The 20334-nt window shown below is 52.6% G+C and carries 21 protein-coding genes and 1 other RNA gene; 10 read left to right on the top strand and 12 right to left on the bottom strand.

Annotated elements, in window-relative coordinates:
• The first annotated feature begins 108 nt into the window (after positions 1-108).
• The 4 genes from ABXS88_RS08090 (at position 109) to ABXS88_RS08075 (ending at position 5101) form a co-directional block, all read left to right on the top strand.
• Positions 109-1035 (top strand): metal ABC transporter substrate-binding protein, encoded by a 927-nt coding sequence (locus tag ABXS88_RS08090; protein ID WP_353674666.1) that lies wholly within the window; start codon positions 109-111, stop codon positions 1033-1035.
• Between the two features lie 8 nt (positions 1036-1043).
• Positions 1044-1823: a metal ABC transporter ATP-binding protein gene (locus ABXS88_RS08085; protein ID WP_353674665.1), complete on the top strand. Its 780-nt coding sequence runs from the start codon at positions 1044-1046 to the stop codon at positions 1821-1823.
• Positions 1823-2668, top strand: a complete 846-nt coding sequence (locus ABXS88_RS08080) for a metal ABC transporter permease (RefSeq protein ID WP_353674664.1) — start codon at positions 1823-1825, stop codon at positions 2666-2668. Before ABXS88_RS08085 ends, ABXS88_RS08080 begins: the two co-directional genes overlap by 1 nt.
• Before the next feature lie 198 nt (positions 2669-2866).
• Entirely contained in the window at positions 2867-5101 is a 2235-nt protein-coding gene (locus ABXS88_RS08075; RefSeq protein ID WP_353674663.1) for a glycosyltransferase, read from the top strand.
• Here the strand turns inward: ABXS88_RS08075 and ABXS88_RS08070 are convergent.
• The 5 genes from ABXS88_RS08070 to pdxH all read right to left on the bottom strand — a co-directional run bounded on the left by ABXS88_RS08070 (position 5081) and on the right by pdxH (position 10320).
• The gene (locus tag ABXS88_RS08070) at positions 5081-6730 is read right to left on the bottom strand and encodes an ABC transporter ATP-binding protein (RefSeq protein WP_353674662.1); all 1650 of its coding nucleotides are present in this window, start codon (positions 6728-6730) and stop codon (positions 5081-5083) included. The two genes, ABXS88_RS08075 and ABXS88_RS08070, sit on opposite strands and share 21 nt — an antisense overlap.
• A gap of 2 nt (positions 6731-6732) precedes the next feature.
• Entirely contained in the window at positions 6733-7641 is a 909-nt protein-coding gene (locus tag ABXS88_RS08065; protein WP_353674661.1) for an alpha/beta hydrolase, read from the bottom strand.
• Positions 7642-7730: 89 nt separating this feature from the next.
• The gene (locus ABXS88_RS08060; RefSeq protein WP_353674660.1) at positions 7731-8063 is read right to left on the bottom strand and encodes a metal-sensing transcriptional repressor; all 333 of its coding nucleotides are present in this window, start codon (positions 8061-8063) and stop codon (positions 7731-7733) included.
• Between the two features lie 103 nt (positions 8064-8166).
• Positions 8167-9663: a serine/threonine-protein kinase gene (locus ABXS88_RS08055; protein ID WP_353674659.1), complete on the bottom strand. Its 1497-nt coding sequence runs from the start codon at positions 9661-9663 to the stop codon at positions 8167-8169.
• 12 nt (positions 9664-9675) lie between these two features.
• Positions 9676-10320 (bottom strand): pyridoxamine 5'-phosphate oxidase, encoded by a 645-nt coding sequence (gene pdxH / locus ABXS88_RS08050; RefSeq protein ID WP_353674795.1) that lies wholly within the window; start codon positions 10318-10320, stop codon positions 9676-9678.
• A gap of 53 nt (positions 10321-10373) precedes the next feature.
• Here pdxH and ABXS88_RS08045 point away from each other — a divergent pair, with 53 nt between their 5' ends.
• The 5 genes from ABXS88_RS08045 (at position 10374) to ABXS88_RS08025 (ending at position 12932) form a co-directional block, all read left to right on the top strand.
• On the top strand, positions 10374-11147 hold the full coding sequence (locus ABXS88_RS08045) for a segregation/condensation protein A (RefSeq protein WP_353674658.1): 774 nt from the start codon (positions 10374-10376) through the stop codon (positions 11145-11147).
• Between the two features lie 63 nt (positions 11148-11210).
• A complete protein-coding gene (locus ABXS88_RS08040) occupies positions 11211-11825 on the top strand; it encodes a Crp/Fnr family transcriptional regulator (protein WP_353674657.1) in 615 nt (204 codons plus the stop codon).
• Between the two features lie 49 nt (positions 11826-11874).
• Positions 11875-12093: a membrane protein insertion efficiency factor YidD gene (gene yidD / locus ABXS88_RS08035; protein ID WP_353674656.1), complete on the top strand. Its 219-nt coding sequence runs from the start codon at positions 11875-11877 to the stop codon at positions 12091-12093.
• Positions 12094-12181: 88 nt separating this feature from the next.
• A complete protein-coding gene (locus ABXS88_RS08030; RefSeq protein ID WP_353674655.1) occupies positions 12182-12499 on the top strand; it encodes a carbon dioxide-concentrating mechanism protein CcmK in 318 nt (105 codons plus the stop codon).
• Between the two features lie 94 nt (positions 12500-12593).
• Positions 12594-12932, top strand: a complete 339-nt coding sequence (locus ABXS88_RS08025; RefSeq protein WP_353674654.1) for a carbon dioxide-concentrating mechanism protein CcmK — start codon at positions 12594-12596, stop codon at positions 12930-12932.
• A 14-nt stretch (positions 12933-12946) separates the two neighbouring features.
• Here the strand turns inward: ABXS88_RS08025 and ABXS88_RS08020 are convergent, their stop codons facing one another.
• The 7 genes from ABXS88_RS08020 to ABXS88_RS07990 form a co-directional block, all read right to left on the bottom strand.
• Positions 12947-13894, bottom strand: coding sequence for a MoxR family ATPase (locus tag ABXS88_RS08020; protein ID WP_353674653.1), 948 nt, complete (start codon positions 13892-13894; stop codon positions 12947-12949).
• Positions 13891-14862 carry a DUF4350 domain-containing protein gene (locus tag ABXS88_RS08015; protein ID WP_353674652.1) on the bottom strand — a complete coding sequence of 324 codons (972 nt, stop codon included), beginning with the start codon at positions 14860-14862 and terminating at the stop codon, positions 13891-13893. Before ABXS88_RS08015 ends, ABXS88_RS08020 begins: the two co-directional genes overlap by 4 nt.
• A 6-nt stretch (positions 14863-14868) precedes the next feature.
• A complete protein-coding gene (locus ABXS88_RS08010) occupies positions 14869-15453 on the bottom strand; it encodes a DUF4129 domain-containing protein (protein ID WP_353674651.1) in 585 nt (194 codons plus the stop codon).
• A gap of 32 nt (positions 15454-15485) precedes the next feature.
• Positions 15486-17075 (bottom strand): glycoside hydrolase family 57 protein, encoded by a 1590-nt coding sequence (locus tag ABXS88_RS08005; protein ID WP_353674650.1) that lies wholly within the window; start codon positions 17073-17075, stop codon positions 15486-15488.
• A gap of 222 nt (positions 17076-17297) precedes the next feature.
• An RNA gene (ffs, locus tag ABXS88_RS08000) (signal recognition particle sRNA small type) lies at positions 17298-17394 on the bottom strand.
• A gap of 20 nt (positions 17395-17414) precedes the next feature.
• On the bottom strand, positions 17415-17711 hold the full coding sequence (gene gatC, locus ABXS88_RS07995; protein WP_353674649.1) for an Asp-tRNA(Asn)/Glu-tRNA(Gln) amidotransferase subunit GatC: 297 nt from the start codon (positions 17709-17711) through the stop codon (positions 17415-17417).
• A gap of 34 nt (positions 17712-17745) precedes the next feature.
• A complete protein-coding gene (locus tag ABXS88_RS07990; protein ID WP_353674648.1) occupies positions 17746-18267 on the bottom strand; it encodes a photosystem I assembly protein Ycf3 in 522 nt (173 codons plus the stop codon).
• 433 nt (positions 18268-18700) lie between these two features.
• On the opposite strand from ABXS88_RS07990, the gene ABXS88_RS07985 reads away from it, so the two are divergent.
• On the top strand, positions 18701-20191 hold the full coding sequence (locus ABXS88_RS07985) for an ATP-binding protein (protein WP_353674647.1): 1491 nt from the start codon (positions 18701-18703) through the stop codon (positions 20189-20191).
• Positions 20192-20334 lie beyond the last annotated feature (143 nt).

Raw genomic sequence — 20334 nt, 5'->3', positions numbered from 1 at the left:
GATGTCTATCCCAGGGGATGGGGAAGCCGCATTTCTCATAATCTTTTCACTTTTTGAGGCCGAGGTGCTAGAGTGAAAATTATGAGATAAAAATGAAAGCCGTTCACCATGCAACGCTTTGGGGTCAATCTGGGTATTAGTCTTCTGTTCTTTCTGGGTCTAACGGGCTGTCAGGGGGAAAGTTCTCGGCCACCCTCGTCTCAAAACGCTGGCCAGCCGGTGGTGTTAACGACGTTTACCGTCATTGCCGATATGGCCCAAAATGTGGCGGGAGACCGCTTGCAGGTGGAATCGATTACCAAGCCAGGAGCCGAAGTACACGGCTATCAGCCAACCCCGAGTGATCTAGAGCGGGGCCAGGAGGCCAAGCTCATCCTAGACAATGGCTTTAACCTAGAGCGTTGGGCCCAGCGTTTTTACCAGAATTTACCCCAGGTGGCCCATGTCACGCTAAGTGAGGGCATTACCCCCATCCCTATCCAATCCGATGCTTACCAGGGCAAGCCCAACCCCCACGCCTGGATGTCTCCGGCCAATGCCCTGATCTATGTGGACAATATCCGCCAGGCCTTGGTAAAGCTTGACCCAGCTAACACCGAAATTTATAACCGCAATGCCCAGGCCTATCGCCAACGGATTCAGGCCCTGGATCAAAAATTAAAAACAGTCATCGCCACCTTACCGAAAAATCAACGCTATCTCGTCACCTGCGAAGGGGCCTTTGCCTATCTGGCCAAGGATTATGGCCTAGAAAACATCTACATCTGGCCCACCAACGCTGAGCAACAGGCCACACCCCAGCAGGTGAGTCGAGTGATTGAAACGGTTAAAGACAAGAAAATCCCAGCGGTTTTTTGTGAAAGTACCGTCAGCGATAAGGCCCAGCGCCAGGTGGCCCAGGAAAGTGGAGCCAAATTTGCGGGGGTGTTCTACGTCGATTCCCTCTCGCCTCCCGAGGGCCCAGCCCCGACCTATCTCCAGCTTTTAGAACACAATCTCAACACCCTAATTAACGGTTTATCTAATCCTTCTTAGCAACGACCATGGCCCTAACCTCCCCTAGTATCGAGATTCAAAATTTGACCGTGGCCTACCACGGCAAGGTGGCCCTGCACGGAGCCTCTCTGCAACTCCAGGCCGGTTCTATCTGTGGCCTCGTCGGAATGAATGGCGCCGGTAAATCGACCCTGTTTAAAGCGATCATGGGTTTTGTACCACCCCGTAGCGGCCGGGTTTTGATTCAAGGCCTTTCGGTGCGCCAGGCCCAAAAACGCCATTGGCTGGCCTACGTGCCGCAAGCGGAGGAGGTGGATTGGCAATTTCCGGTCAGTGTGCATGAGGTGGTGATGATGGGCCGTTACGGCTATCTCAATTTTCTACGAATGCCCCGTCCGGAGGACAAGGCCAGGGTGCGACGCAGTCTAGAGCAAGTGGAATTGTGGGATTTACGCGACCGGCAAATTGGCGAACTATCGGGCGGTCAAAAAAAACGAGCCTTTCTGGCTCGGGCCCTGGCCCAACAGGCCGCCATTCTGCTATTGGATGAACCCTTTGCCGGCGTGGATGTGAAAACGGAAAAGTTAATGATTGATCTGCTCATCCAACTACGGGATCTGGGCCATACCATCCTGATTTCCACCCATAATCTGGATTCCATCACCACCTTTTGTGACCAAGTCGTGTTGATTAACCGCACGATTTTGGCCTACGGGGCCACCTCGGAGGTGTTTACCCCGGAAAATCTGCAACGCACCTTTAGTGCCAATGTCGCGCCGCTAGCTCCGGTATCTGACCCCTGGTTATCCCTACGGGAGGCGGCCTGATGGATCTCTGGCACTGGTTGCTGGTTCCCCTCCAACACCAATTCATGATCAAGGCCCTGCTGGTGAGTGCCTTGGTGGGCCTGGTCTGTGCGGCCCTGTCCTGCTTTATGATCCTCAAGGGTTGGGCCTTGATGGGGGATGCCGTGTCCCATGCGGTGATGCCCGGTGTCGTCTTGGCCTATGCCTTTAATCTGCCCCTGGCCCTGGGGGCCTTTGTCTTTGGGGTCGGCTCTGTGTTGGCCATCGGTTTTATCCAAGCCCGGACGCGGATTAAGGAAGATACCGTCATTGGCATTGTCTTTACGGGTTTTTTTGCCTTTGGCCTAGTGCTAATCTCGAAGATTCGCAGTTCTGTGGATTTAACCCATATTTTGTTTGGCAACGTTTTGGGCATTGCCAACGAAGATATTATTCAAACCGCCATTATTAGTCTGATCACCCTAGCAACCCTGGCCCTGCTCCGCAAGGATTTACTACTGTTTTGCTTTGATTCCACTCACGCCCGCTCCATTGGCCTGAATACCGATTTTCTCTACTACACTCTGCTGTCCCTCCTGTCCTTGACCGCCGTTGCTGGCCTACAAACTGTGGGTATTATTTTGGTCGTTGCTATGCTGATTACCCCCGGTGCGACGGCTTACCTCCTCTGTGATCGCTTTGACCAAATGTTAGGGCTGGCCATGGCGTCAGGCGTATTATCCAGTTTGCTGGGAACCTACCTGAGTTACTACCTTGATGGCTCCACGGGGGGCTGTATTGTGGTGGTACAGACCCTATTTTTCCTACTGGCCCTGGTGTTTGCGCCCAAGCATGGCCTGTTGGCCCAGAGACAACGACAGGAATAATTCCCCTAGCCGCTACTCCCTAAAGCGAGATGTCCTTTGTTAAGTTAGAGTCTAGTTCATCCAACGGGATGCTTCGTTCGGATTACTTAAATATCAGAGATTGACGGTCTTCGCCGTCCACCGAGACCCCTTTTCAAATTGCATACCCTTTGCCAAGGCAAGGGCCCGTTAGTTCCCTGCTGTTGATTAAAGCTGACTATGCCCCTTTCGTCTTCTCCCTCCTCCACTGTCTCTGGGGTCTCCGTTCCCACTGCTCCGCTTCTTTCTTCGCCTACATGGCTCCGCTGGCTCGGTCTAGGTCTCCTAGCCGTTTTGGGGTTTACCCTCATGCTTGACCTGAGTCAATGGCTCCAGACTTGCCAAACGCTCATTCTAGGGCCGGTTTTACTTCCCCTGGTCACCAGCCTTTTCACGATTCCGACGAATCCTTCTCCCCTCATTCTTTTCTGGCCAACGGTGGTTTTTGTCCTGTTGACTCAAGCCCTAATCTATCTGTCTCCCCGGCCCAATCGTTGGTCGCGGGCCCTGATCATTGCCATTGTGTCGGCATTTCTCCTGCGCTATCTCGTTTGGCGACTGGGGTTTAGCCTGAACTTCGATAATGCTCTCAATGGGGGTTTTAGTCTTTTGTTATTGGTTGCGGAAAGCGTTGGCTTGGCCTCGACGCTGATCCAGTTTTTGCTCTTGCCCCATAGCCGAGACCGCCAACGGGAAGCAGATATTTATAGTCAAGCGGTGCTGACTGGGCAGTATCAACCAACGGTGGATGTGCTAATTCCCACCCACAATGAACCGGTATTCATTCTTAAGCGCACGATTATTGCTTGCCAGGCCCTGGACTATACCCCTAAAACGATCTATGTCCTCGATGATGGCGGCCGTCCTGAAATTGAGCAACTCTGCCAAAAACTCGGCTGTTATTATCTGGCCTATCCCGACAATCACCAGGCCAAGGGGGGCAACCTGAATTTTGGCCTCCGCCACACCCAGGGGGAACTGATTGCGGTGTTTGATGCGGATTTTGTTCCGACTCGTAACTTTTTGACCCGTACCGTGGGCTTTTTCCAACAGGAAAATCTGGCCTTGGTGCAAACCCCCCAGAGTTTTTATAATGCTGACCCCATCGCCACGAATTTAGGCCTGGCGGGCCAATTGACCAGTGAAGAAGAATCCTTTTATCGTCAGATCCAACCGATGAAGGACGGGGCCAGGAGTGTCCTCTGTGCAGGGACATCCTTTGTGATGCGTCGTCAGGCCCTGGAGCGTATTGGGGGGTTTGATACCGATTCCTTGAGTGAGGACTATTTCACCGGCATTCGTCTCTCCGCTGAAGGCTATGACCTGGCCTATTTAGATGAAAAACTCAGTGCTGGCCTGGCGGCGGAAAGCATTTCTACCCATTTGATGCAGCGTCTGCGCTGGGGCCAGGGAACCCTCCAGGCTTTTTTTATCCAGGCCAATCCACTGACCATTCCGGGGTTAAATTGGCGACAACGCCTGGCCCACCTAGAGGGCCTGTTGAATTGGTTTGGGGTCTTACCGCGGGTTTGTTTTTTATTGATTCCCTTTCTCTACGCCGTTTTTGGCATTGTGCCCCTGCGGGTTACGGCCGCCGAGGCTTTCTATTTCTTTGTACCCTATTATTGCCTGCAATTGAGTACCTTTCATTGGCTCAATTATCGTTCCCGCTCCATTTTTCTTTCGGAACTCTATGCGCTTGTCTCCTTTTTTCCGGTGAGCATTACCGTTGTACAAACCCTGCTCAATCCCTTCGGTAAAAAGTTTAACGTCACTCCCAAGGGCCTGCTAAGAAAGCGCTACCGCTACGATTACCAATTAGCTTTTCCGGTAATTATTTTTCTGCTGATTACCCTGCTGAGCTTGTACTGGATCACGACGGATGCCTACGGCAAGGGCCATTTTAATTTGTCGATTGTTTGGGGTTGTTTTAATCTGCTGTTTCTGACGGCGGCCCTCAATGCTTTCTTGGATGTGCCCAAGGTGGATTTCTACACCTGGCTAACAGTACAAAAACCTGTCACCCTGCTCTTTCCCCAAGGATTGGTCTCCGGAGAAGTGGTCAAAATTTCGGAAAAAGGGGCGGAACTGCGGCTAAAAACGCCAACACTCCCCCAAAACACCTTTGAACTCGTGTTTACGGAAACGGCCTTGCAATTACCGGCCAAGGCCCTGGCTCAATATCCAGAGCGAGATGGCTCTCGCCTCAGTATCGAATTTGCTCCCCTGAGCCTGGAGCAGGAACGTCAATTAATTGAATTCCTCTTTTGTCAACCGGGCACCTGGCCCTACCGCCAAAGCCCTGGTGAATTAGGATCATTAGAACTAATTCTCAAAAGTCTGCTCAGGCCCTGGCAGATCCACCGACAAAACCATTTATTGTCCAGGGACAGATTACCCCAGTTGGGCCAGTAGGGGAGCGGCTTGCAGAAGTTTTTGGGTGTAGGGATGGCGGGGCTGATGAAACAGACTGGTGGTCTCGCCCATCTCGACAATTTGGCCCTGTTGCATGACAGCAATGCGGTCGCAGAAAAAGCGGGCTACCCAGAGGTCGTGGGTAATAAACAGGTAGGTCAGGCCAAAGAGTTCCTTTAATTCCTGCATCAGATCCAGTACCTGACTCTGGACACTGGCATCCAACATACTCACCGGCTCGTCACAGATCACCAGTTTGGGTTTAGTAATCAGGGCCCGAGCAATGGCCACCCGCTGTTGTTGGCCCCCGGATAGTTCCCTCGGATAACGATGATAGTAGGTGTCTACCGGCGTTAACTTGACCCGTTCCAGCATCTGCTTAACTTCCGTCTCGGCCGTTGCGGGGGTAGCCAGGCCATGGATGAAGAGGGGATCGGCAATGCTTTGGCCCACCGTCATCATTGGATTCAAACAGGCATGGGGGTCTTGGAAAATCATTTGAATGTCTCGGCGTTTGGCCCGCAGTTGGCCCTCGGAAAGACAGGTTAAGTCTTCTCCCTCGAATTCCACCTGGCCGGAAGTTGGCTTGAGGAGTTGTAAAATTGTCCGGGACAGCGTGCTTTTGCCACAACCGGATTCTCCCACCAGGCCTAGAGTTTCCCCCGGATAAAGCTCAAAATTAATGTCCTCAACGGCCTTGATCCAGGTTTTTTGACGGGTAAAGAACTGTTGAATTAAATTACCCTCTAGGCTGAAGTGTTGCCGGAGATGCTTGACAGCTAAAAGGGGCTGGGGTTGGTCTGTCGTAAAGGGTTTGCGGCCCTCTAGGTCATGGATATGGAGGGCTGCCTGGAGCAGAGAACAACTATAGGGGTGTTGCGGATTTTCCAACAATTGCTGGATTGGCCCTCGTTCCACAATCTCGCCCTGGTTCATCACCGCCAACTGGTCGCAGTATTCCCCCACCATGGCCAGGTCATGGGAAATCAACAGCAGGGCCAGGTCATCCTCGGCGCAGAGTCGGGTTAATTCCTGCATAATTTCCGCCGCGACGGTGACATCCAGGGCCGTAGTCGGTTCATCAGCCAAGATCAGTTTCGGTTTCAGGAGCAGGGCCAGGGCCAGGGCCACCCGCTGACGCATACCGCCACTAAATTCATGGGCATACTGGCCCCAACGGCTGTTGGGAATTTTGACCCGGTCTAGGGTCTGGAGGGCAATGGTTTTGGCTTCGGCTCGGCTTAACTGGGGTTGATGGGCCAACAGGGTTTCTAGGCAATGTTCGCCAATGGTCATCAGGGGATCGAGGCGGGTCATGGGGTCTTGGAAGACCAGGGCCACCACTTCGCCCCGAAATCGTCGCAGGGCCTCCGGGTTCAACGCCGCCAGGGATTGGCCCTCAAAACAGATCTGGCCCTCTTGCTGGGAGCCGGGGGGCAGTAGGCGCATAATCGCTCGGCCGAGGGTAGATTTCCCACAGCCCGATTCCCCCACTAGGCCGAGCTTTTCCCCCCGATGCAACTGGAAGGAAACCCCCCGAACCGCTGGGTGTTGACTATGGGGATAGGTAATGGACAGGTTTTCGATGGCTAGTAGGCAAGACGGGGAACTGGAGACAGGATGGGTCATGTTCAATGCGAGTCTGCTTGTAAGAGGGCCAAAAACTGACGCAGGAGGCCAATGGTCACCGCCGGTAATTCTAACTGGGGGGTGAGACCCACATCGGGCAATTCCACAAAGGCCTTGATGGCCCTAGGATTAAGGCTCGCTAAGCGTCGTCCCTGGGCCGGGGGGGTAAATTGCGACCGTTCGCCCCAGAAAATGGCAGTGGGAGTGGTGAGTTGGGGAATAAACTGGGCCAGGTCAAAACAGAGATCGCCCCGCACAAAGGACAGGGCCGCGTATTCCGCATTGGCTTGGGTGGCGGAAGCGAGGTAGGCCTCGACAATTTCGGGAAAAATGCGATTGGCCTGGGCAAATTGACGGTTTTCTAAAAAGCTTAGAATGCCATTACGATTGGCAATCCCCGTCCGGTAGATCACCTTATCCAGAACGGGAATCCCCACAATTTGGGCAAAGAGGTTACGGCGATAATCCTCACCAAAATCCGACAGGCCCGTGGGCGTTGACAAAATCAGGCCCCTAAATAGCTCCGGCCGGGTGATGGCCGCCCGGATCGTGAGAGCCGCTACCAGGGACGAGGCCACTACCCACGGCGGTTCAGAACAGGTCTGCTCGATAAATTCTTGGAGGCTTTGGATGTAGTCCTGGGGTTGATAATCCCGCTCGGGATGGTCGGAGCGTCCCCAGCCCAACAGGTCGGGGGCCAGGACACGGTACTCAGGCCCAAAGGCCGGATAGACTTTTGACCATTCGTAGGCCGAGGAACCGCCCCCAAAGCCATGGAAAAACAGGAGGGTCGGTTTGGCCGAGGTGGTCGGGGGCAGGTCTGGCCAGGGTTGGTCGATGAGGCGGTAGTAAACCATCGTCCCTAGGGAGGTAACGACGGCATCACGTTCGACACCAGTGGGTTCAATCATAGTGGTTGACAGGGATGAAGTGGGTCAAAAGTTCTCTACGGGGGAGTCTGAAGAAAGCTGACTCTTTACCACTGGGGTTGCCAAGACGATCACAGAAAACGGTCTAGAGCCGCCTTGAGTTCCTCAATTTCACTATCAATGTTGCCCTCCCGGGCCGCCCGGGCCACACACTCGCTCAAATGCTCATCTAAAATCAGGCGAGCGACCCGGTCTAAGGCCCCGCGAATCGCCGCGATCTGCACCAAAACCTCCGGGCAAGGACGGCTTTCATTGACCATGGTTTTCACACCCCGGATATGGCCCTCAATCCGCGAGAGGCGATTAATCAGTTGCCGGAGGGAGGCTTCACTGTGAACGTGGGGATGGGTATGGGAACCGTGGTGATGGGGGGTAATGGAGTCAGGGGAAGACAGGGAGGTCATTCGTAATAGATTACAAAAAGCAATAAATTGAGGGGAGAAGGGCCGTCAAGCCATCGGTATCTGCTTAGTGTAACGCGCTTCTAGGAAGCCCAGGGCCAGTCAGTTAACGGCCTTGGAGCAAATAAGTCAGCAATTTATAAATCAGTAAAAATAGCGCTGTGATGGCAATCAAGCCGAAGGCCATGAAGAGGGCCATGGCCAACACCACAAAAAAGGGGTTTTGAAAGAAGGGATTAACTGTGGCTAACGGGGCCTGAATAAGGGCAACAACCGGCAAACGATGTAGAACCGGTAAAAACCAGAAGGCGATGAGGGTCAAGGCTGCAATAATCGCCATTTCCAAGGCCTCAATCCAGCGTCGGCTTTGACTAAAGATCAAGCCGCCCAAGGCCATGCCCACCACGCCCATACTCAGGCCAGGGCCTGGTAAAAGACTCGTAGCGGCCAGCCAAATCAACAGGCCCTCAAAGCCGGTAAAGGCCGCACCGAGCAACACTTTGGAGGTAGAGATACGGGCCAGGAGAGAGGGTTGCGGGGGCCGGGTTTTGACGGGGGCCGGGGTAGGTGCTGGGGCCGGTGCAGGAGCGGGCGTCGCCTGGAGCTTGGTACTGGGGGCCGGCGCGGCTGGCGGAATCGGTTGCGGGGTCGAGATACTGCCCTGGAGAGCCGCTAGGACTTCTTCCGCAGATTGATAACGATCCCTGGGCGTCGGCAATAACAGTCGATCTAGAACTTGGGCTAGGTCATCACTGACCTTTAACTGAGGATTTCGCCATTGCCAGCAGTTGTGATAGGCATCAAAGAGGGTTTGGGCCGTCTGGCCCGTTAACAGGTAGAGACAGGTTACGGCCAGGGCGTAGAGGTCGGTGGCGGGATAAACTTGGCCCCCGGTCATTTGCTCAGGAGGCGCAAAGCCCATGGAATAGATGCCGGTGGAGGCGGCGGGGGTAGCGGCACCGGAGGCAATTTGCTTAACGGCTCCAAAATCCAGCAAAAAAAGCTGGCCATCCTTGGCTCGCATAATGTTGGAAGGCTTAATGTCTCGGTGAATGGAGCCCTTGCCATGGACAAAGGCCAACACCTTCAGCATTTCGGTGAGCACGTGACGGACTTCGGCTTCGCTAAAGGTTCCCCGTTGGGCCAATTCCTCTTCTAGGTTTTTGCCATCAATGAATTCCTGTACCAGATAAAAAAACTGCTCGGTTTTGCCGCTACGGGGATTATCCAAAACCAGGGGAAAAAAGGCATAGAGGTCGGGAATTTGGTCGTGGCGATTGCCTAATTTTTCCAGCACCGCCGCCTCTCGTTCAAACAGGGACAGGGCCAAATCCCGTTGCTCTTGGGTCATGTCTCCAGCGGGCTGGAATTGCTTGACCACGCAAAAGCGCATGGTGGGGGTAAACCGATCCAGGGCCAAAAAGGCGGCGCCAAATCCCCCTTGGCCCAGGAGCTTCACGGGCAAATAACGACCCGCTAAAATCAAGGGCATACCACAACTGGTACAAAACTTTTGCTGGGCCGTTTGTAGGGTATTGCGGTTATCGAGGTCAGGGAAGTGGTTGAGACGACCACAGCCCGGTCGGGTACAGAGGATTTCCATGGCAGGCCTTGACTAGGGGGCGAGGCGAGATTTCCGCCAACCGGCTCCGTCCCGTTGGTAGAGAATGCGGTCGTGGAGACGGCTGGGGCGGCCCTGCCAAAATTCTAGAGAGAGGGGAATCACCCGAAAGCCTCCCCAGTGCGGGGGTCGGGGAATGGTCTGGCCCTGATACTCCGCTGCTAGGGCTGCCAATGCATCTTCTAAAACCTGGCGATTGGCAATCATTTGGCTCTGGGGAGAGGCCCAGGCCCCTAACTGGGAGGCCCGGGGGCGTGCTTGGAAATAGGCATCGGACTCCGCGGCCGGGAGTTGTTCGACCTGGCCTTCAATACGGACTTGTCGTTCTAGGCCGGCCCACCAAAAGACAAGGGAACACCAGGGCTGAGCTTGCAATTCTCGTCCTTTGGCACTGTTATAGTTGGTAAAAAAGGTAAAACCCTGGTCATCTAGACCCTTCAGCAAGACAACACGGGCGGTAGGTCGGCCCTCGGCCGTGAGGGTAGCCAGGGTCATGGCATTCGGCTCCGGTAGCTCAGCGATGATAGCTTGGTCTAGCCACTGCTGGAACTGAACAAAGGGATGGTCGGCAGTCTCCTCTTCCAGGAGGCCTCCCTGGCTGTAATTCAAGCGTAGATCGGCTAAAGAAACCCCCATCAGTATTTATACGTCCTTGGCGTGGTTGAGGCTCATTCAAACTAGTTACTAACATTATGACCACAACGGCCGCGAGTGAAGCGATTGCCACTCTGATTACCCTCGCAGAACAGGGGGAAATTGATCCCTGGGATGTTTCGGTCATTGATGTGATTGACCGTTTTCTAGGGGAGGTTGGCATTCTGCAAAGCCGGGATTTGGCCTACCAACAACAACAGTTACCCAAATCCGGTCAGGCCTTTCTCTGGGCCTCCATGCTTGTCCGCTACAAAGCCGATACCCTAGAACGGTTGGAGCAAAGCGATACAGAAGAGGCGGAAGTCCCCGAAGCCATAGAGCCGGAAGCATTTCCCTCGACCTTGCCAGTGGCCCTAGAACGCCATCTCCGTCGTCGCACTGCCGCTCCCCCCCTCCAGCGTCGTCGCGTCACTCTGGCAGAACTGATCCAACAAATTCAACAGATCGCCCAGGAAATTGAGAACGATCGTCCTCCCCAACGCCTGAAGCGAGCCCGACCCCAATCCCGTCGTGAGGCCCTGCAAATTATTACCGAACTGGCCCACCAGGAAAATTTAACGGAATTGGCCGCCCAACTGGATCACTTTTTGCAAACCCAATGGGCTAGTCCCTTAACCGGCGAGGACTGGATCGACCTAGACACCCTCCTGCACCACTGGCACCAAGCCCAAGCAATGCCCAACCCTTCTCCCCAGCAAGACCGAGTCGGGGTCTTTTGGGCCTTGCTCTTGCTGAGTTCCCAATCCAAGGTGGCCCTGGCCCAAGAAGAGTTTTATCAAGACCTAAAAGTACAAGTCTTGGTGAAAGATTAAGCCATTGATTACCCAATGTTTACCTCGGCCCCTTACCCTGAGAGCTAAACCCCCAAACTTGCCATGGTACTGACATACTCGCCCACTGACTTAGTTTCTCCCCAAGAAGGCTTAGAGGGTCGTCGCCTCCATTTCTACGACAAGGGCAACACGATTCCCCTGGCGGCCGAGGGGACTTGGCAAGTCTATCGCGGCATTGTGCAGGTGAGTCAATTTGCAGCTAATGGTGATGAAATTTTATTGGGCTGGGCCCAGGCCTCGGCTTTTTTCGGTATGTCCCTCACTCTGGGCCAGTTAGATACCTATCAGGCCAAGGCCCTTTCCGATGTCTATCTCCGCTGGTACACCACGGCAGAACTGGAAAATACCCCCAAGTTGGCCCAACTGGTGCTGGGGCAAACCCTGAAGCGATTACGTCAAACGGAAACCCTGCTGGCCATTGCCGGGCTGAAGCGAGTGGATGAACGCCTGCAAGAGCTGCTTAAGCTTCTGGCCCAGGAAATGGGACAACCCGTCACCAACGGGATTCGCCTATCTGTACGTCTGACCCACCAAACCCTGGCCAATGCCATTGGCACCACCCGCGTCACCATTACTCGGTTGTTGGGGGAACTGCAAAGCCAGGGCCGCATTAGTTTTGATAGTGACCGGCATTTAGTCCTTCACGCTAATCTCTAGATCGGGGCTGGGCTACAATCAATAGGCCCCTACTTTCTTTCGAGGCGCGATGAAAACCCTCGTTAAAGCCTGTATCCAGGCCTACCGTCTTTTGATTTCTCCCCTCTTTCCCCCCAGTTGCCGCTTTCAGCCGACTTGTTCCCAGTACGCACTGACGGCCATTGATACCCATGGGGTTGGGCGCGGCAGTTGGCTGGCCCTCCAACGAATTCTGCGCTGTCATCCCTGGCATCCGGGGGGGTACGACCCCGTACCACCGTCTTCCTAGGATCCGATTCGGCCCTGGAGGCTGTCCCCTAAGCCGATACAATGGGGAATGGTCAACCCCTTCGCATACGATTCCTGGGAGAAAGACAATGCCTCAAGCCGTTGGTGTCATACAAACCCTCGGATTTCCGGCCGTGCTGGCCGCCGCTGATGCCATGGTTAAGGGCGGTCGGGTGACTCTCGTGTACTATGATTTGGCCGAGCGGGGGGAATTTTTAGTCGCAGTACGGGGGCCAGTCTCGGAGGTAAATCTTTCGGTGGAAAAGGGGCTGGCCGCCGCGGAGAGTACCCCCGGTGGAGAAGTAGTCAGTCACTACATTGTGCCCAATCCCCCGGAAAATGTATTAGCGGTTCTGCCGGTTGAATACACCGAAAAAGTGGCTCGCTTCCGCAACGCTGCCAACTAGCCGAAAGGCCCTTCTTGACCTATAGTAAGGTCTGGGATTTACCCTACTCAGCCGTTTTCAATTATTTTTATCCATATCCCCTAGGAGACGTCGCATGTCAGCCCAATCCGCTGTTGGTTCCATTGAAACAAAAGGATTTCCCGGTATTCTCGCCGCCGCTGATGCCATGGTCAAAGCGGGTCGAATCACCATTGTGGGCTATATCCGGGCCGGAAGCGCCCGTTTCACCCTGAATATTCGGGGGGATGTGCAGGAAGTCAAAACCGCTATGGCGGCAGGGATTGAAGCGGTGAGTCGCACAGAGGGGGCCGTCTTAGAAACCTGGGTAATTATCCCCCGTCCCCACGAAAACGTTGTAGCGGTACTTCCCATTGACTTCAACGATACAGTAGAACCCTTCCGCGAAGCGGCAGAGGGCCTGACCCGACGCTAGAATAATTGAGTGATTTAGCGAGGTACGGCAACCTTTTGCAATAGCTCTTGAATGACGGTATCCACCGCTAGGCCATCCAGTTGAGCTTCCGGTTTCAAAATGAGACGATGGCGTAGGAGGGGCGGAGCCACACTTTTGAGGTCGTCAGGAATCAGATAATCCCGATTCTGGAGCCAAGCCCGACTCTGGGCGGCCCGGAGCCAATGGACGGTGGCCCGAGGGGAAACCCCAATCAACAGGTCGGGATGATGGCGGGTTTTTTCCACCAGCTCTAAGAGGTAATCGAGGAGTTTTTCTTCTACTTTAATAGTTTGTACCTGTTGGCGAGCTTCTAAAATATCCACCACGCTCGTTACCGCCGTCAGGTTTTCCAGATCCTGGCGTTTGGCCTGGAAGCCCTGCTGATGATTGATCAACATTTGTTTACTGTCGGCGAGGCTAGGATAACCAACAACTAGCTTAAAGAGAAAGCGGTCGAGTTGAGCCTCGGGTAGCGGATAGGTACCCTCAAACTCTAGGGGATTTTGCGTAGCCACCACCCAAAACAGGGCTGGCAGGGCCAGGGTTTCGCCGTCGAGGGTGACCTGCTGCTCCTCCATGGCTTCCAATAGGGCCGATTGGGTTTTGGGGGGCGTGCGGTTAATTTCATCGGTCAGCAAAATTTCCGTGAAGATTGGCCCTTTTTTCAGACTAAAACTATGGCTGTTAAAGTCAAAAATATTGGTTCCTAAAATATCCGAGGGTAGAATATCCGGGGTGAGTTGAATACGGCGGAAATCGGACTGGATTAAACGGGCCAAGACTTTAACCAGCAAGGTTTTGCCGGTGCCAGGAACGCCTTCAAGAATGACATGGCCCCCGGAGAGTAGGGCGATTAAAAGCTGGTTAATCAGTTTGGGCTGGCCCACCACCAGGGCGGCGAGGGCCTCTCGGAGATGGTGAAAGGTCTGGGGAGTGGTCATGGTTTAGGCGGGGGAGAAAGAAAACGAGCCAGGGCCTCGTTGCGACGGGGAAGGGTGGAAGGGTTGCTATCTAAAGCGTCGAGCTGGAGATACCGGGCCACAAAATCGGTACTTTCTGCTTTTTCGAGCACCGTGGCCAGGGCCTCAATGTAGGCCAGGTTATTGTTCAAACGTGGGGGCCGGGGACTAAGAGCCGAGCCAAAGCGTTGATTACCGGCCCAGAGGGCAATCATTAGGAGGACTAGGCCCTGGAGGAAGAGAAATAATAGCGGGGTTTTTTGCAGATAAGCCCAGACCGTCTCTCCTACTTCCTGGGCTAAGGTTTCTGCATCTTTATAACCGTGGATGTATTCGTCAATCCAGAGCGTGTAGCCTGGTGTGTTAGCCAGTTTTGCCAGCAATTGAAAGTTGCCTGGAGAATCCTGATAGGCATTAGCCGCAAGGTAGGGCGTAACGACCCAGATTAACTCTCCCTGGCCGTGGGATTGCCGTTGAATGATGGCTCCGTACTGATCTTCGAGCAGGGTATCGACCTTGGCCCCCCAGCGACGACGGGTGTCAATGCGCACCAAACCTTGGTCACTAGTTAGGCGGTTGTGGAAAGGGGCGTTGGTGGCCGGGGCCCTTACTCCCAGCACAATTAGGCGATTGCCTTTGGCTAACCATTTTGCCTCCGGTAATGTTTCGCTGAGGGTGCGCTCGATCAGGGTTGGCTGAACACGCACCAGGGTTATCGGCTGGGGTTGGTCACTTAATTGACTAGCAGGTTTTTGCCACCGTTGGATCGATATTCCCTGGTCTTGTAGGTAGGCATACCAGGCCCCATAACCGGTGGGAGTGCGGCTATAGGTGGAACCTTGACTCCGCTGGGCCTGTGCCCCGTTATTGAAGAGCAACAGCAGGAGTAGTAACCCCGCCAGGAGGCTCGCCAGAAGAATTTTTTGTCGTTGGGACAGGGATTTAAGCATTAGAAACTAGGGCGCAAGGTGACGATAGGCCTGGTCACACCGAGCGTAGAGGTGAGCCGAAGCCTCTCGTTGCCCAAAACAGAGCTGTTGATGGATTTCCAGTAGGGTTTCGTAGGGTTCTGGGTCAGGCAGGGTGCTAACTAATAGTAAATACTCTTCATCCGTGCGGTCAGGGGCATGGAGAATCAGGGCCTGGTCATGGAGGTGCTGGAGCATGGCCAGGTAGAGACAACGGCAGGCCTGATAATAATTGCCGGATTGCTGCAACTGCTGGGCCTGTTTGAGCCAGTGGGCCGCCGTCAGGGCCGGGGTGAGTTCTGGTAAAGTGAAGTTCACAGCTTGGAGTTGTTGCCAACGGCGTAGCCAAAAGCGACGATTCCACCAAAGACTTAGGGCTAGCAGGGCCACCAGCAGACCAAACAACGCATGGACAAGCAGAGTTCCCCATTCTTCTGGCCAGTCCGGAGTCGGCAAATTCAGGCTAGGCAAGTGGTGGAACCATTGGCTTTGTTGCCATTCCCACCATTCCCCCAGGTTCTGTTGCCATTGTTGGACTTGCCAGCTCCAACTGTTTTTTTCAAAGGTTGCCATACCGATCTGCTTCCCGGCCTCTCCGGCTCAGCCTACAACGGGCGATAGACCCGATAGTCAATACTGGGAAAAATATTATCCATGGCCTCAACTTGGGCCAACCAGGCTTCGTCTAGGGTACCGGCCCGCACATCATCATAGAGTTTATTAAAGCGTAACAAGTGGGAACGGGTACGGCGTTCCGCGTAGGGAACCATGGTGCCAGTGCGCATGATAAAGGCCCAGTCCGAGGATTGCAGAAGCAGGAGTTCTCGGGCCGCTTGGTTTAAGGCCCGCTCTTCTACGGTATCCTGGGCTTCCCGGCGGCTCAGGTCGATCATGCGCTCAGCGGTTTTATGCAGGTGGGGATAGATCCAAGCATTGGTTTCATTGAGCCAATATTCATGGAAACCCTTATAACCCCAACTCGACTGGGAGGGCCGACAAACTTGTTGGGTCGGATTGTGACGCAGATAATCGGCCAAATGGGTCATATCAAAGGTGTTTTGATCGTACCAGGCCTTGCGGAAGAGGTAATCAATAAACCAGGGCCCTTCGTACCACCAATGCCCAAAGAGTTCTGCATCGTAGGGGGAAACCACCAGGGGCGGCCGGTGCATCATGCCGGCCAAATTTTCAATTTGTTGCTGGCGATTATACATAAAATTACTCGCATGTTCTGCCGATTTTTCCTTGGCCCAGTAGGGATCGTACAGGGCCTTATCCGATAAGCCCGCCTGGCGACTGGTGATTTTATGGTACTTAATGCCAATGTTTTTGCGCTGACCATTGGGCATGATGTAGGGCTTGATGTATTCGTACTCCGCTTCCCAGCCCAGGTCTTTATAGAACTCTCGATATTCGGGATCCCCAGGGTAACCGACCTGGGAAGACCACACCTGTTGGGACGACTCGTGATCCCGACCAAAGGCCGCAACGCCGGTTTCCGTAAAAATGGGGGCGTAGGTGCCAAAGCGGGGGCGAGGCCGAGCATACAAAATACCGTGGCCATCAACAAGGAAATAACGCAGGCCGGCATCGGCCAACATCCGTTCTACCCCTTCGTAGTAGGCACATTCCGGCAACCAAATCCCCTTCGGAGCCTGGCCAAAATGTTCTTCGTAATGCTCACAGGCCACCTTGATCTGGGCCCAAACGGCCTGGGGATACATTTTCATCAGCGGAAAATAGCCGTGGGTGGCCCCGCAGGTAATGATTTCCAGGTTATTACTATCTAAAAATTGCTTAAAGGCATAAATAAGATCGCCATCGTAGCGCTCCCAAGTGGCTCGAATTGCGGCAAATTCTTTTTGATAATATTCGGCGAGGTAACGAAAATGTCCGTGGTGTTGGTGGTGAACAATTTCCTTTTCAACTAACTCCTGAAGCTTGGTCAGATGTTCTTCGTAGCGCTTTTGTAGGAGGGGGTCACGGAGCATGGAGACCAAGGGCGGGGTCATGCTCATGGTGATTTTGAAATCAATGCCATCCCGTTTGAGACCTTCAAAAACGTGGATTAGGGGAACATAGGTTTCGGTAATTGCCTCATACAACCACTCTTCTTCTAAAACGTAGTCACTTTCCGGGTGTCGGACAAAGGGTAAGTGAGCATGAAGAACCAGGGCAACGTAGCCAAGAGCCATAGGATTTCCGCACCTTTTTGAGTTGGTCTCAAATTTTGCTAATAACTGTAGCTGATTGTATCAGCATTGCTTCCTTGATCCCACATCCATGCAGAGCTAGGTCTATGTCCTGCGCGGGGAATAGACTGGAGTCTTGGCCAAGGGAAATTGTGAAAAAATGTATAGTTAATTTCTGGAGACGAGGGTTAAGTGGTGAAACCCGTGACGTGGATCATCCCATGGGAAGGCCCGGAGACCACGCCTACTACAAGCATCCCGTATTGCTGCTCCCTTCCGGGCCTGACAAGATTTAGGCGTTGTAATCGCATGGGGCCGAGCCATTTATCATAGTAGCACGATTCACGCTTCATCCGTACTCAAAATCTGGGGTACTCGGAAGAAATCGCCTTCGGGCTCCGGGGCATTGTGCATCAGGCCCTGGCGGTCTGGGTAAGTCGCTTGGGTATCCGGCCGGGTGATATTGTGGAGTTCAATTGCCCGCGTTGTCGGGGCCACATCCGTTGTATCTAGGGCTTCAAGTTGTTCAAAATAATCCAGAATCGCGCTGAGTTGGGGGGCAAACTGGGCCTCTTCTTCGGGGGTAATCTCTAGGCGGGCCAGGTGAGCAATCTTATGGACTTGGGCTTGGTCGAGCATGGGGGCAGGGTTGGGAAAAGAGGGAGTGAGGAAATTAGAAGAAAACGTCGATTTCAGAGCGGCCGGTAATCTTAAGCCAGTTTTGGGCCTCAATGTAATTATTCGGAGCCAGTCGAATCGCCTGTTTCCAATATTCAGCGGCTTTATCAAAAAGGGCCTCGGCCTCCTCTTCATGACCGGCTTCCTTGGCCCGTTCCCCTTGGTAGTGGTAGATCACGGCGACATTATTGAGGGCCGAGGGCATTTGGGGATTGAGTTCAATGGCCTGGTGGTAGGATTCTAGGGCCCGCTCGTGCTCGCCGTTGCTGGCGTAGATCAGGGCCATGTTGTAGAGAATATAACTGCGGTCATTGGCATTGTCTTCTAGGGTCAGGGCCTCTTGGTAATTTTCCAGGGCCTCGGCGTATTCCCCTTCGGCCTGGGCGGACATCCCATCTCGATAGTAAACAAAGGCTTCCTTGGCTTTTTGGTTGGTGGGCAGAATTTTGAGGATGATATCTGCCATCACCGTAAAGCTTTTATCAATAAAGTTATCGTTCCGTTGCGTCCGGGGCATAGGGCTTACCAGTCAGATTTTATATAGGCCTGAGCTAGATCCTATCAAACCCGGTCGAGTTATGGGCCATTGGCTGGGCAGATGATGCTGGCAACGTAAGTCCTTTGTTGCAAAGCATAGCCAGCACCGGAACGATCCGATACCAAGGTTTGTATCTTAGTCCGGTCAGATCTCTTGAAACAAGGATGGGACAGATCGACGAATCCATCTAGAAAAGTGATGCCAATATTGGGATCCCCCAAAGTTGTATGCCAAAGAACATTCAAGAGAGCCGAGATATTGAACTGGTGCTTAAGTAACTGCATCTGGTCAGAAAGCCCATTCAGTATCTTGATGCGGGACGCTCTCCGTCTCAGTCCCAAAAATAAGATTAGCAGATTGACCTTAGCTTGATTTTGGGCTAGGCTAAGATTAGCTTTCTAACTCTAGTGTTATGCTCGAGATCGCAAAAGAAGATATCCTCTCCCGCCTTCAATTTGATAATCCTTGGTGGGAGACAGGCTGTGAGGGAAAAGTAATCTATGAAGATACGCCACGGCGCAAGTACTTTGAGGCTTTTTCTCAAAACATCTTGGACACAAGTGTGCGTCGAGCAACCGTCTTGATGGGACCTAGACGTGTTGGTAAAACTGTCATGGTCTATCACACTATCCGTCTACTCTTAGATTCTGGCATTAGTGCGGTAAATATTTTATATGTCTCTCTTGAAACTCCAATTTATACAGGGCTTCCATTAGAGCGAATACTTAAGTATTTTCAGGAACTATTCAATCACGATCGCAATTCGAGGCTATTTGTCTTTTTTGACGAAATTCAATACTTGCGTGAGTGGGAAATTCATCTAAAATCTTTAGTTGATTCATTTCCAATCTGTCGGTTTGTCGCTACTGGCTCTGCTGCTGCTGCTCTAAGGCTTAAAAGCACTGAGTCTGGTGCTGGTCGATTCAGCGACTATATCCTGCCACCGCTAACCTTTGCTGAATATTTAATGTTTATAGGAAAAGAAAATGAATTAATAGAGACAAATGTCCATGACTCTGAAGATTCTAGTTATCCATCCAAGATGTATGAGTTTGTGTCTAAGGATATTGATCGGTTGAATGAGATTTTTATTGATTATTTGAACTTTGGTGGATATCCAGAAGCTGTCTTTTCTGAAACAATTCGACAGGATCCTGGGCAATATATTAAAAGCGATATCATTGACAAAGTTTTACTGCGAGATTTGCCAAGCCTTTATGGAATTAGTGATATTCAAGAACTAAATAGACTTTTCACAACCCTGGCGTATAATTCAGGCAACGAATTAAGTCTAGAGGGGTTATCGCAATCCTCTGGTGTAGCAAAAAACACTATCAAACGTTACCTCGAGTATCTTGAGGCTGCATTCCTAATCCGCCGAGTAGAGAGAATTGATCAAAACGCTAAAAAGTTTAAGAGAGCAGTTTGCTTTAAAGTCTATTTAACCAATCCATCAATGCGCGCCGCGCTATTTGGTCAGCTTGAAACAGACTCTAAGGCGATGGGAGCCATGACTGAAACCGCTATTTTTAGTCAATGGCAGCACAGTAAAATAATTGAGCTTTACTACGCACGATGGAAAACTGGAGAAATTGATATTGTACATTTAGATGCTGCCCATCAATCACCTTCTTGGATAGTTGAGGTTAAGTGGAGCGATCGCCCTCATAGTACACCTTCCGAACTGGACAACTGCACAGAATTTTTAAAAAAGAATCCCGGCATATCTCAACCGATCTTGGTGACAAGTAAAACTATTAGGGATCCCAATTTTTTATACAAAGATATACGATTTCGCTTTGAGCCCGCTAGTTTATATGCCTATGCTCTCAGTGCAAATATATTGCGAAATATTGACAACAAGGTTAAGCGATCTCGTGCCAGGTCACTACCTCTTGAATAAGCGTTGCTTGGTATAGCCGTGATAAATATACTTAACGTTGCCCATCAGCTGCCTTCAGACAACCTCTCGGCGGTCGGTATGCATGGGGGTTGTTAGACGGCGATCGCTTGCTTCAAGAAATTTGTAAGGATCGTGCGTTCCTA

The sequence above is a fragment of the Synechocystis sp. LKSZ1 genome (assembly GCF_040436315.1).
In the GTDB taxonomy this organism is placed as follows: domain Bacteria; phylum Cyanobacteriota; class Cyanobacteriia; order Cyanobacteriales; family Microcystaceae; genus Synechocystis.
This window is presented reverse-complemented; position numbering and strand designations above follow the sequence as displayed.